The organism is Achromobacter sp. RT286_PF (assembly GCF_059760425.1).
Genome location: NZ_JCBAMR010000008.1, coordinates 32,008 through 45,027 on the forward strand (window position 1 = coordinate 32,008; position 13,020 = coordinate 45,027).

The window sequence follows — 13,020 nt, forward strand, 5'->3', positions numbered from 1 at the left end:
CCCCTCGTCTTGCGCACGGCGGGCGAGAACATGGCGGGCGGCATGCGGTGAGTGGCATGCGTCGGCAGAAATGCGTCGGCTGAAATGCCGCGATTGAAATGCAAACGGGGCGCGCTGCGCCCCGTTTTCGTATTGCGGCGTGTCCGCCGCGCCGCCCCTCAGGGCTGGGCGATGCGGTGCGCGATGTGCGCCAGCGCTTCTTCCACCTGGTCAACCAGGATCAGGCACAGATCGCCCGCTTTCAGGCGGCCCAGCGCCGTATCGATGGCCAGGAATTCGCCATGAATTTCCTCGATGTGCGTCGTGCGCGGCGCCCCCACCAGGCCTTCTTGCAGCAGCGCCAGCACCTCGCCGTCGGCGCGTCCGCGCTGGCACTGGTCCTGGTACAGCAGCACGTCATCAAAGGCGGCGCCCAGGATTTCCGTCTGCATGCGGATGTCTTCATCACGGCGGTCGCCCGCCCCGCTGATGACCACCGAGCGGCGCTTGGCCGGCATGGCGTCCACCGCGCGTACCAGCGCCAGGATGGCGTCGGGGTTGTGGCCGTAGTCGGCAATGACCGTGGCGCCGCGATAGTCGAACACATTGAAGCGGCCCGGGGCCGTCTGCGCGTCGTTCACGAACGTGGCCAGGCCCCGGCGCACAACGTCCCAGTCCAGGTTCAACGCCCATGCCGCGGCAATCGAGGCCATGGCGTTTTCAACCTGGAAGGTGATCGTGCCATTGCGCGTCAGCGGAATGTCGGCCAGCGGGAAGCGCGTTTCTTCGGCGCCTTGCGCCGCCACGATCGCATCGCCGTCGCGGTACACCGACCGCAGCCCCTGCGCGCGGTGCGTGGCCAGGACGGGGTGGTTGCGGTCTTCCGCAAAGTACGTGATTGAACCCGGGCAGCTGGCGGCCATCTCGGCCACGATAGGATCAGCGGCGTTCAGCACGGCGGTGCCCGACGGGTGCACGTGCTGCACGATCACGCGCTTGACCACGGCCAGGTCTTCTACGGTGCTGATGTAGCCCAGGCCCAGATGGTCGCCCATGCCGATGTTGGTCACGATGGCCACGTTGCAGCGGTCGAACGCCAGGCCCTCGCGCAGGATGCCGCCACGCGCGGTTTCGAACACGGCGGCGTCCACGTCCGGGTGCATCAGCACGCTGCGCGCGCTGCGCGGGCCGCTGCAATCGCCGGTGTCGATGCGCAGGTTGTCGATATACACGCCGTCGGAATTGGTCATGCCGACGCGGTTACCGGCGGCGCCCAGCAGGTGGGCCGTCAGGCGCACCGTGGTGGTTTTGCCGTTGGTGCCGGCCACGGCCACGACCGGAATACGCCCGTCGTCGCCGTCCGCGTACATGTTGGCGATGATGGCCTCGCCCACCGCGCGGCCCTTGCCGAACGACGGGTTCAGGTGCATGCGCAGGCCCGGCGCGGCGTTGACTTCGACCACGCCGCCATGCTGCTCTTCCAGCGGGTACAGCACGCTTTCGGCCACCACGTCCACGCCGCAGATGTCCAGACCGATCATGCGCGCGGCGGAGACCGCGCGCGCGGCCATCTCGGGGTGCACTTCGTCGGTCACATCGGTGGCCGATCCGCCCGTGCTCAGGTTGGCGTTGTTGCGCAGGAAGATGAGGGTGCCGGGGGGCGGCACGGAATCCGCGTCAAAGCCCTGTTTTTGCAACGTGGCCAGCGCGATGTCGTCAAAGCGGATCTTGGTCAGCGAGGTAGCGTGCCCGTCGCCGCGCAACGGGTCCGCGTTGACCTGGTCGACCAGTTCGCGGATGGTGTGCTGTCCGTCTCCGGTCACTTGCGGCGGGTCGCGGCGCGATGCCGCAACCAGCGCGCCGCCCACCACCAGCAGGCGGAAGTCGTGGCCGGGAATATAGCGTTCGACGATAACTTCCGAGCTGACTTCCTCGGCTACTTCGAATGCCTGGATCACGCGTTCCCGCGTTTCGATGTTGACCGCCACGCCCCGGCCCTGGCTGCCGTCGCGCGGCTTGACGACCACGGGGCCGCCCAACTCTTGCGCGGCTTCCCATGCCTCTTCGGCGCTCGTTACCGAGCGGCCCATGGGCACCGGCACGCCGGCCGCGTCCAGCAGCATCTTGGTCAGGTCTTTGTCTTGCGCGATCGATTCCGAGATGGCGCTGGTCAGGTCGGTCTCGGCGGCCTGGATGCGGCGCTGCTTGCTGCCCCAGCCGAACTGCACCATGCTGCCTTGCGTCAGGCGGCGATAGGGAATGTTGCGGGCGACGGCGGCGTTCACGATAGAACCGGTGCTGGGTCCCAGGCGCACGTCTTCGTCCAGATCGCGCAAACGCTTCAGCGCATCGGGCAAGTCGAACGGCGTGTCGTCCAGCGCGGCGCGCACCAGTTGCTGCGCCAACTCCATGGCCAGCAAGCCGACTTCTTCTTCGCTGTATTCGGCCACCACCTGGAACACGCCGGGCTCGACGGTGGACGAGGTGCGCCCGAAGGTGACGGGGCAACCGGCGTGCGCCTGCATCGTCAACGCGACGATCTGCAACACGTGCGCGATCGACACCGCGCCTTGATGGCCTTCCGGCCGCATCAGCCCGGTTTGCGGCAAGCGCGCGCGCAGGCGGGCTTCGAACTCGGGCAGGTTATCGATGGAGCACTCGGCGTCGGCGCACGAAACGATGGCCTCGATCGCGGTGTTCTTGCTCCACAGATTGGGGCCGCGCAGGGCACGGATACGGGAAACTTCCATGGCAGGTATTCCTGTCAGTATTGTTGAATCCAGCGGCGGACCAGATCGATGGTGGGGCCCGAAAAGGCTTCGTCGGATTGCAGCAGGACGAAGTCGCCCGCTGCAATGCCGTTCAGCACGCTTTCGATGGCCTTGCCATGATCCGGCTCGTCCTGGATGTCTTTCACGCGGCTGCCTTGCGACAGCCCCTGGCGCAGCAGCGCGCGCGCCTGGCCTTCGGGACGCTTGCTTTGCACGGTCATGTCGTCATAGAGCACGACGCGGTCAAAGGCGTCGCCCAGCAGGCGGCCCTGTTCGATCAGGTCGGCGTCGCGGCGGTCGGCGCCGGCGGAATACACCGCGGCGCGTCGCGTTGACGGGAACTGGTCGATGGCGGCAATCAGCGGGCGCAGCGCGGACGCGTTGTGCACGTCGTCTACCACTACCGTGCTGCCGTTGCGTTCAAACAGCGTGAACTGCCAGGGCGCGTCGGCCTGATCGATATCGAAGGTTTCGATACCGGCGCGGATCAGCTCCACGGGAATGTCCAGCGCCCAGGCGGCGCCCACGGCGGCCAGCACGTTTTCCACCTGGAAGGCCACGCGGCCACCATGCGTCAACGGGATGGCGGCCACGTCGGCCAGCCGTTCTTCGCGGGTGCCTTGCGCCAGGATGATGCCGCCGTCGCGCACAAACACCGCGCGGCCGTCTTGCTGCAAATGCGCGGCAATGGCGGGCAGGGCGGGGTCGATGCCGAAGAAGATCACCGCGCCATCGGACAGCTCGGCCATTTCCACCACGCGGGGGTCGCGCGCGTTGAGCACGGCGGCGCCCGTCGGCAACACCACGTCGACCTGCGTGCGGAACACATTGAACATGCGCTCCGTTTCGTTGATGTCGAAGTCGCCAAGATGGTCGGCGTCGTCGATATTGGTCACCACGCCGACCTGGCAGCGGTCATAGGCCAGGCCCTGGCCCAGGATGACGCCGCTGTCGTTTTCGATGACGGCTGCGTCCACGTTGCGGTTCATCAGCAATCGGGTGCCGGACGCGAAATCGGCGCGGTCGCCCTTTTGCACCAGGCGGCGGTCCAGGTACAGCCCTTCGCTGCACGCCAGGCCGGTGCGTTTGCCGGACAGATGCAACAGGCGCGCAACCAGGCGTGCCACCACGGTCTTGCCGTTGGTGCCCGTGACGCCCACGATGGGAATGCGGCCGGCGTCGCCGTCGGGGAACAGGTGGTCGACAATGGCGCGGCCCACCGGACGCGGGGCGCCGTCGGCCGGCTTCAGGTGCATCAGCAAGCCTGGGCCGGCGTTGACTTCAACAATGGCCCCGCGCTGTTCCGCCAGCGGGCGCGTGATGTCTTCAGCCACCAGATCCACGCCGGCAATGTCCAGGCCCACCACGCGGGCGGCCAGCGTGACGGTGGCGGCAATGCTGGGATGCACGCGGTCGGTTACGTCGAACGCCACGTTTCCGCTGCGCTGCACCAAGACGCGCTGGCCGTCGGCCGGCACGCTGTCTTCCGACATGCCCTGGCGGGCAATTTCCAGCCGGGCGGCTGAATCCAGGCGGACCAGGTTCAGCGGATGGTTTTCGGTGCGGCCACGGCGCGGATCGATGTTGATCTGGCTGTCGATCAATTCGGTGATGGTGGACTTGCCGTCGCCCGTCACCCAGGCCGGTTCGCCGGCGGCGGCGGCCACCATGCGGTTGCCGACCACCAGCAAACGGTGTTCGTTGCCCAGCACAAAGCGTTCGACGATGACGCCGCTGCCTTCGTCCACCGCCACGCGGTAGGCGGACACCACGTCTTCGCGGGTTGTCAGGTTGGTGAAGACGCCACGGCCATGGTTGCCGTCATACGGCTTGACCACCACGGGCAGGCCGATGTCCTCGGCGGCTTCCCAGGCGTCGTCCTCGCTGCGCACCAGGCGGCCCTCGGGCACGGGCACGCCGCAGGTCGACAGCAGTTCCTTGGTCAGGTCCTTGTCGCGCGAGATGCCTTCGGCGATGGCGCTGGTGCGGTCGGTCTCGGCCGTCCAGATGCGGCGCTGGGCCGAGCCGTAGCCGAATTGCACCAGGTTGCCTTCAAACAGGCGGATATAGGGAATGTCGCGGTCATCGGCGGCATCCACGATGCAGGCGGTGCTGGGGCCCAGGCAGTGCTTGTCCACCAGGCTGCGCAGCTTGGCGATGGTGGCGGGCACGTCGAACGGGCGGTCTTCAATGGCGGCCATGACCAGGTCGCGCGCTTCGTTCAGGGCGGTGCGGGTGACCTGTTCCTGCCAGGCGCGCACCACCACCTTGTAGACGCCGCGGGTCGACGTTTCGCGGGCTTTGCCGAAGCCGCCGCGCAATCCGGCCAGGTTCTGCAATTCAAGCGTGACATGTTCAAGAATGTGGCCGGGCCAGGTGCCTTCTTTCAGGCGGGCCAGGAAACCGCCGCGCACGCCGGGGCTGCATCGGTGTTCGATCAGCGTCGGCAGCCATTCGGACAGGCGCTCGTAAAACCCGGGAATGGTGTTGGACGGATAGTCTTCCAATTCACCAATATCCACCCATGCTTCAAGGACCGGGCGATACGTCCAAATGTTCGGGCCGCGCAAAGCCACGACATCGAGAAATTCAATGTCTTTCTTTTTCATGTTTTAATTTACTTGAGAAGCAGGTTGGCACGCGCGGACGCCCCTATGTAAGACCGCGAATTTATTGCGAATTTTTGGGGTTGCGCTGTAAGAATAATGCCAACGAGTGGGGGATCCCAGATATTCCTAATTAGAAAAATCGGCTGCTACTATACGACGCCTTCAAGGCGTGAACTCGTTGTGTTGTAAGGAAGGGACACGTTTGCCGCCATAGGTGGTAAACCGGTTGCCGCCTAGTAGGGCAGAGTCCTGGCCCGGTATGCGTTCCAATGAAAAAACCACACCTGCTTTCCGGCCTTGCCGATGCCTTTCCTGCCCGCTGGCGGGATGAAATCCGCGCTGAATTAGCGGATGGCGAAACCTTGCTGGCCTGGGTTGAAATAGACCTGGACCAGCGGCTGAAGTTCCAGCCGGGGCTGGTCGCCGCGACTGACCGGCGCCTTCTAGCCCGAAATTCCGCCGATAACGGTTGGGATTCGTGGGCCTACGGGCCGCAATTAACGCTTAATCTGACGGACCACGCTGGGGCCGCCGTGCTGGAATTGCACGACGACACGGCGCGTCTGGCCGTCTGGCGTTTCACGCTGGCCCGCAACCCGGCCGCGCTGCGCCTGTTGGCGCAGTTTGAATCGCAGCAGGCGATCCGGCTTTCGGGCAAAGCCGAAGAAGCGCCGCAGGAACGCAATTGCACCGTCTGTAATAACGTTATCCCCGCAGGCGAGGAAGAATGCCCGACCTGCAACCAGGAACAAGCCGCACCGTCGTCCACGTGGGCGTTGTTGCGGCTTTGGCGGTTTGCGCGGCCGTATCGCGGCCACTTGCTGGTCGGTTTCGTGCTGACGTTGCTGGGTACGGCCGCGACCTTGGTGCCGCCTTACCTGACCATGCCGCTGATGGACGACGTGTTGATTCCGTTCCAGAACGGCGCGCCTATCGACTACAGCAAGGTGCGCATGTATCTCAGCGGCTTGCTGGCGTCCGCCTTCCTGGCCTGGGGGCTGGGGTGGGCCCGAACCTACATCCTGGCCTGGGTCAGCGAGCGTATCGGCGCCGATTTGCGCACCACCACCTATGAGCACTTGCAGCAACTGTCGCTGGAGTACTTTGGCGGCAAGCGCACGGGCGACCTGATTTCCCGCATCGGTAGCGAGACCGACCGCATTTGCGTGTTCCTGTCTTTGCACCTGCTGGACTTCGCCACCGACATCCTGATGATTGTGATGACGGCGGTGATCCTGGTGTCGATCAACCCGTGGCTGGCCTTGGTGACGCTTGTGCCACTGCCGTTCATTATCTGGATGATTCACGCGGTGCGTGACCGCCTGCGCCACGGCTTTGAAAAGGTTGACCGCATCTGGTCCGAAATCACCAACGTGCTGGCCGACACCATTCCCGGCATTCGTGTGGTCAAGGCATTCGCCCAGGAAAAGCGTGAAGTCGCGCGTTTTCGCGAAGCCAATAATCGCAATCTGGAAGTGAACGACCGCGTCAACACCACGTGGTCGCTGTTTTCGCCCACCGTCACGTTGTTGACGGAAGTGGGGCTGCTGGTGGTGTGGATATTCGGTATCTGGCAGGTGTCGCAAAAGCAGATCACGGTCGGCGTATTGGCTGCGTTTTTGGCGTATATCGGGCGCTTTTATCTGCGCCTGGATTCCATGAGCCGCATTGTGTCGGTCACGCAAAAGGCCGCTGCCGGCGCCAAGCGCATTTTTGACGTGCTGGACCATGTGTCCAGCGTGCCCGAACCGCAAAAGCCGGCCACGCTGCCGCACATCAACGGCCGCATCGAATTGCGCGACGTGGGTTTCCGCTACGGCAACCGCCAGGTGATACGCGGGCTGAACCTGACCATCGCCCCGGGCGAAATGATTGGGCTGGTCGGTCACAGCGGCTCGGGCAAGAGCACGTTGATCAACTTGATCTGCCGTTTCTACGACGTATCCGAAGGCGCGGTGCTGGTGGACGGCATCGACATCCGCTCGGTGCGCGTGACCGACTATCGGCGCAACATCGGCTTGGTGCTGCAAGAGCCTTTCCTGTTCTTCGGCACCATTGCCGAGAACATTGCCTACGGCAAGCCTGATGCCACCCGCGATGAAATCGTCGCAGCGGCCCGTGCGGCCCATGCGCATGAATTCATCCTGCGACTGCCGCACGGCTACGACTCGCTGGTGGGCGAGCGCGGCCAAGCCCTGTCCGGCGGTGAACGCCAGCGCATCTCGATTGCGCGTGCGTTGCTTATCGACCCGCGCATCCTGATCCTGGACGAAGCCACGTCGTCGGTGGACACCACCACCGAAAAGGAAATTCAGAAGGCGTTGGACAACCTGGTCCGTGGCCGCACCACCATCGCCATCGCGCACCGGTTGAGCACGCTGCGCAAGGCGGATCGGTTGGTCGTCCTGGACCGCGGCCAGATCGTCGAGCAAGGGCCGCACGAAGAACTGATGGCCCGCGAGGGCGCCTACTATCGCCTCTACCAGGCGCAAGCGCGCCAGGCGGAAGCCGACGCGCAGGCGTCGGGCAGCGAAGACATGGCCGCCGTGGCCTGACGCCGAACCGGGATTATCTTCATGACGTTGCCGACCTTTCAGCTACGCCGCAATGCCTTTGGGCGTCTGGAATATCAATCCGCCGACGGCCAGACGCACGAAGGCGTCATCCCCGTGCGCGCCTTCCCCATCAGCGAAGCGGGACGCGGACTGTCGCTGGTGACCGGCGACGGCCACGAACTGCTGTGGATCGAACACCTGTCCGACGTGCCGGCGCCGCAACGGGCGTTGATCGAAGAAGAGCTTGCCGGGCGTGAATTCATGCCCGAAATCCGCAAGCTGGCCAGCGTATCGACCTTTGCCACGCCCAGCACCTGGAAGGTTGAAACGGATCGAGGCCCCACGTCTTTCACGCTGCGCGGCGAGGAAGACATCCGCAGGCTGAGCCCGCAGACGCTGCTGATCGCCGACAGCCACGGCATCTTCTATCTGGTGCGCGACATCCTGGCGTTGGACAAGCACAGCCGCAAGCTGCTGGACCGCTTCTTGTAGGAATACCGCGCTGGCGCGCTAGGCGCTGCCCTTGAACGGCGTGTGCGATTCCAGTTCGCCCAGATAGTCCGTGACCGCCGAGGTTTCTTCGTCCAGGAAGTTCTGGATCGCCTCGGCAAAACCGGGGTGCGCCACCCAGTGCGCCGACCATGTCGGCGTCGGCAACAAGCCGCGCGCCATCTTGTGTTCGCCTTGCGCGCCGCCTTCAAAACGGCGGATTCCCTGCGCGATGCAGTACGCAATCGACTGCATATAACAGGTCTCGAAATGCAGGCCCGGCACGTATTCGGTGGCGCCCCAATAGCGCCCATACAGCACGTCGCCGCCCGCCAGATTCAGCGCTGCCGCCACCCGCACGCCGTCGCGTTCGGCCAGGATCAATACAAACGCGTCCGGCTGTTCCCGATGCGCGCGTTCAAAGAAATCGCGGTTTAAATAGGGCGGATTGCCGTGGTTGAAATACGTGCGGCAATAGCAGTCGTAGAAAAAGCCAAGGTCGGCGGGGGTAATGTCGCCACCGCGCAACCAGCGGAAAGACAAGCCGGCGGCGGCGACCTTCTTGCGGTCCTGGCGGATCTTCTTGCGCTTGTCGTGGCTCATCAGCGCCAGGAATGCGTCAAAATCTGCGTAGCCCGGGTTGGTCCAATGAAACTGCACGCTTTCCCGGATCATGAAGCCGGCCTCGCGCAGCACGTGCATGTCGGCGTCGGCCGGAAACAGCAGGTGTAGCGACGACACCTTGATCTCCTCGGCAAAGGCGACCAGTCCCCGCACCAGCGTGGCGCGGTCTTCGTCGTTGGTGGCCAACAGGCGCGGCCCCGTGACGGGCGTGAACGGAATGGCCGACAGCAGCTTGGGGTAATAGCGCATGCCGTGGCGCTGGAAGGCGTCGGCCCAGGCGTAGTCGAACACGTATTCGCCACGCGAGTGCGACTTCAGGTAAAGCGGCGTGGCGGCGGCCAGCGCGCCGTCACGCCACAGTGCCAGATAATGCGGCGCCCAGCCCGAGGCCGGCGCGGCGCATCCCGTCTCATGCAGTGCGCACAGAAACGCGTGCCGCAGAAAGGGTTGATCACCGGCCAGCGCGTCCCAGGCATGGGCGTCGATGCGGGACAGGTCGGTTTCAATGGTCAAGCGCAGGGAATCCATCCGTGAATGATAAAGTCTTCGCCAGCACGCGGGTTTGAAACCGTGGGCTTTTTCAGGGATTGCGGCGGCACGGGCCGCCTGGGATTGGAAACACCATGGACAGCAACACCATCGCCGCGGCAGATGCCGCGCCGATTGCGGAATGCTTGCGCGGGCAGGCCTTGGCCGCGCTTGCCGCCAAGACGTGGCCGGAAAAACTGGCGGCCGTGCACCATATCGCCGATAGCGCGCCGCTGGACCGCACCCGCGAATTCGTCGCGCCGCACGGCTTGCCCGGCCGGCCGGAGCATCCCGAATTGGTGCCGCCCGCGCAGGTCAGGCATCGGTCCATGGCCACGGTCGAAGGCCGCGCCGCGCTGCTGCACGCGCTGGCCCATATTGAATTCAACGCGGTCAATCTGGCGCTGGATATTCTGTGGCGTTTTGCCGGCATGCCCGACGCGTTCTATCGCGACTGGCTGCGCGTGGCGCGCGAAGAGGCCTATCACTTCGACCTGTTGCGCCAGCGGTTGGCGGCGCTGGGCTACGCCTATGGCGACTTTCCCGCGCACAACGGCTTGTGGGACATGGCCGAGCGCACGCGGGGCGACCTGCTTGCGCGCCTGGCGCTGGTGCCGCGTACGCTGGAGGCGCGCGGGCTGGACGCCTCGCCCATGATCCGCAACAAGCTGGCCGGGGCAGGGGACGCGCCCAGCGCGGCCATCGTCGACATCATCCTGCGCGACGAGATCGGCCATGTGGCCATCGGCAACCATTGGTTCAAGCACCTATGCGCCCAATCGGGCCTGGAACCCGTGGCCTGCTACGCCGACCTGGCGCGGCGTTATGACGCCCCCCGGTTGCGCGGCCCGTTCAACCTGGAAGCGCGCCGCGCGGCGGGGTTCGACGACGCCGAGCTGGCCGCGTTGCAAGCCGACCAGCCGGAACTGAACACTCGATGACACCGATCACCATTGATGCCTTGCTGACCGGCACCGTGCGTCCGCTGGGCGATTCCGGCCGCGATAGCGGTATCGACAAACACCCGGTCGCCCAGCGCCTGTGGCTGGGGGCCGAAGGGCTGCGCGGCGACGAACAAGCCGACCGCCGTTTTCATGGCGGCCCGGAAAAGGCGCTGCATCATTACGCCCGCGAACACTATCCCGCCTGGCAAGCCGAACTGGGCGAACGCGCGGTGTTGCAGGCGCCGGGCGCATTCGGCGAAAACATATCCACCCAAGGCATGACCGAAGCCGACGTTTGCGTGGGCGATGTGTTCCGCGCGGGCACCGCCTTGATCCAGGTGTCGCAAGCGCGCCAGCCGTGCTGGAAACTGGATCACCGATTCGCCCGGCGCGGCATGGCGGCCCGCGTGCAGGCCAGCGGCATGACGGGCTGGTATTACCGCGTGCTGCAAGAGGGCTGGCTGTGCGCGGGCGACACGCTGACGCTGTCCGAACGCCCGCATGCACAATGGCCGCTTGCCCGCGTGCAAGACGTGCTGAACCGGCGCGTGCTGGACGCGGATGTGCTGCACGCCTTGGCTGCGCTGCCCGAACTGTCGCCGAACTGGCGGGCGCTGTTCGAAAAGCGCGCTCAGGCCGGGCAGGTTGAAGATTGGACCCGCCGCCTGCAAGGCGATGTGGACGCCCCGACATCGCAGGAACGTTAAACATGAAAGTGTCCTTACCGACTACATCCGCCCTGGCCCGGGCACTTTGCTGCGCGGCGCTTGCCGTGCCTGCTTTCGGCGCCCAGGCGGCCGACCCTTACGCCGCCTGCCTGTCGCAGCTGCGCGGCCCCGCGCAGAAAGCGGGCGTGTCCGCCGCCACCTTCGACACCCACACGAAAGGCTTGTTGCCCGACATGGCGGTCATCGATCTGCTGGATGCGCAGCCCGAATTCAAGACGCCCATCTGGGACTACATGGCGGGCCTGGTGGATGACGAGCGCGTGGCGGACGGGCAGGCCGGCATGGCGCGCTGGCAGGCTGACCTGGCGCGTGCGGCGTCGCGCTATCAGGTTGACCCAGCCACCATCGCGGCGGTCTGGGGTGTGGAGAGCAACTTCGGCCGTACGCTGGGCGGGCGCCCCTTGTTGACGTCCCTGTCCACGCTGTCGTGCTTTGGCCGGCGGCAAGCGTATTTTCGAGGCGAATTTTTTTCAACGCTGAAAATCATCCAGGACGAACACATCGCGCCGGAGCGGCTGGTGGGTTCGTGGGCCGGCGCTTTTGGTCAAACGCAGTTCATGCCGTCGACCTATCTTCGGCTGGCGGTGGATTTTGATGGCGACGGCCGCCGCGACCTGGTCGACAGCGTGCCCGACGCCCTGGCCTCAACCGCCAATTTCCTGAAACGCGCCGGCTGGAATCCGCAATTGGTCTGGGGCTATGAAGTCCGCCTGCCCGCCGCGCTGGATACGGCCGGGGCGGGGCGCAAGAACAAACGGGCAATGTCCGCGTGGGCAAAACTAGGCGTGACGCGCGCGGACGGGCAAGCGCTGCCCGCGGGCGATACGCCCGCCGGCCTGCTGCTACCGGCCGGCAGGAAAGGCCCCGCGTTTCTCGTAACTCGCAATTTCGATGCGCTGTATTCGTACAACGCGGCCGAAAGCTATGCCCTGGCCATCGCCCATCTGTCGGACCGCTTGCGCGGCGGCGGCCCGCTGCTGCAAGCCTGGCCCACCGATGACCCGGGGCTGTCGCGGGCGGAACGCCGCGACCTGCAACGCTTGTTGATCGCCAAGGGCTATGACGTGGGCGAACCCGATGGGATGGTGGGCACCCGCACGCGCCAGGCCTTGCAAGCCGCCCAACGTGAACTGGGGCTGCCCGCTGACGGGCGCGCGGGCCAGAAAGCGCTGCGGGCGCTGCGGGCGTCGCAGGCATCCCAGGCGCCCACTCTGCCGCGTTGATCCCGCCCAGCGGCCGGATTTACAAGTTTTGCAAAGATCCGGCCTCGGGTAACCGCCTTGACATGCCGCGCGCCGGTCGCGGCCCTATACTGGTTTTCCCACTTTTCAGGAGCACCGCGATGAGCTTGTTGGATACCTTGGCCTCGATGGCCGGCGGCGGTCAGCAAGGAGGCTCGGCATCGCTGCTGCCGGCGCTGATCGAACAATTGAACAAATATCCGGGCGGTCTTACCGGCCTGATCGCCAGCTTTCAGAAGGGCGGCTTGAGCGAAATCGTGGCGTCTTGGGTGGGCACGGGGCAGAACCTGCCCGTCAGTCCCGACCAGCTGGGCGCCGTGCTGGACCCGGGCGTCGTCAACGAACTGGCCGCCAAGACCGGGCAGGACACCGATTCGGTGCTGGGTTCGCTGTCGTCGCTGTTGCCGCAACTGGTGGACAAGGCCACGCCGCAAGGCGAGGTCCAGCCTGGCCAGGATTTCAACCCCACCGACCTGCTGGCCTCGTTGTCCGGCATGTTCGGCAATCGGGGCTGACCCAGCGGGACGGGCTTACCCCTGATACGTCAACCGC

The 13,020-nt window shown here is 65.4% G+C and carries 9 protein-coding genes; 6 read left to right on the top strand and 3 right to left on the bottom strand.

Annotated features, from left to right (window positions below):
* Window positions 1-158: 158 nt before the first annotated feature.
* A complete protein-coding gene (gene cphA / locus AC6LJY_RS09245) occupies window positions 159-2,729 on the bottom strand; it encodes a cyanophycin synthetase (protein WP_498135797.1) in 2,571 nt (856 codons plus the stop codon).
* A 14-nt stretch (window positions 2,730-2,743) separates the two neighbouring features.
* Complete coding sequence (gene cphA, locus AC6LJY_RS09250) at window positions 2,744-5,359, bottom strand: cyanophycin synthetase (RefSeq protein ID WP_314360922.1); 2,616 nt, start codon at window positions 5,357-5,359, stop codon at window positions 2,744-2,746.
* 269 nt (window positions 5,360-5,628) lie between these two features.
* Here cphA (AC6LJY_RS09250) and AC6LJY_RS09255 point away from each other — a divergent pair, with 269 nt between their 5' ends.
* Together AC6LJY_RS09255 and AC6LJY_RS09260 are read left to right on the top strand one after the other, a co-directional pair.
* Window positions 5,629-7,914, top strand: a complete 2,286-nt coding sequence (locus AC6LJY_RS09255; RefSeq protein WP_046802704.1) for a cyanophycin metabolism-associated ABC transporter — start codon at window positions 5,629-5,631, stop codon at window positions 7,912-7,914.
* A 21-nt stretch (window positions 7,915-7,935) separates the two neighbouring features.
* Window positions 7,936-8,406, top strand: coding sequence for a cyanophycin metabolism-associated DUF1854 family protein (locus tag AC6LJY_RS09260; RefSeq protein WP_498135798.1), 471 nt, complete (start codon window positions 7,936-7,938; stop codon window positions 8,404-8,406).
* Between the two features lie 18 nt (window positions 8,407-8,424).
* On the opposite strand, the gene AC6LJY_RS09265 is transcribed toward AC6LJY_RS09260, so the two are convergent.
* Window positions 8,425-9,555 carry a GNAT family N-acetyltransferase gene (locus AC6LJY_RS09265; RefSeq protein ID WP_314360927.1) on the bottom strand — a complete coding sequence of 377 codons (1,131 nt, stop codon included), beginning with the start codon at window positions 9,553-9,555 and terminating at the stop codon, window positions 8,425-8,427.
* A gap of 95 nt (window positions 9,556-9,650) precedes the next feature.
* Between AC6LJY_RS09265 and AC6LJY_RS09270 the strand changes: the two genes are divergently transcribed.
* From AC6LJY_RS09270 to AC6LJY_RS09285, 4 genes are all read left to right on the top strand, one after another.
* Window positions 9,651-10,496, top strand: coding sequence for a ferritin-like domain-containing protein (locus AC6LJY_RS09270; protein WP_498135799.1), 846 nt, complete (start codon window positions 9,651-9,653; stop codon window positions 10,494-10,496).
* Window positions 10,493-11,206 carry an MOSC domain-containing protein gene (locus AC6LJY_RS09275; RefSeq protein ID WP_314360930.1) on the top strand — a complete coding sequence of 238 codons (714 nt, stop codon included), beginning with the start codon at window positions 10,493-10,495 and terminating at the stop codon, window positions 11,204-11,206. The genes AC6LJY_RS09270 and AC6LJY_RS09275 overlap by 4 nt, the downstream gene beginning before the upstream one ends.
* 2 nt (window positions 11,207-11,208) lie before the next feature.
* A complete protein-coding gene (locus AC6LJY_RS09280) occupies window positions 11,209-12,450 on the top strand; it encodes a lytic murein transglycosylase (protein WP_498135800.1) in 1,242 nt (413 codons plus the stop codon).
* 119 nt (window positions 12,451-12,569) lie between these two features.
* Window positions 12,570-12,983, top strand: coding sequence for a YidB family protein (locus AC6LJY_RS09285; RefSeq protein WP_104143120.1), 414 nt, complete (start codon window positions 12,570-12,572; stop codon window positions 12,981-12,983).
* Window positions 12,984-13,020 lie beyond the last annotated feature (37 nt).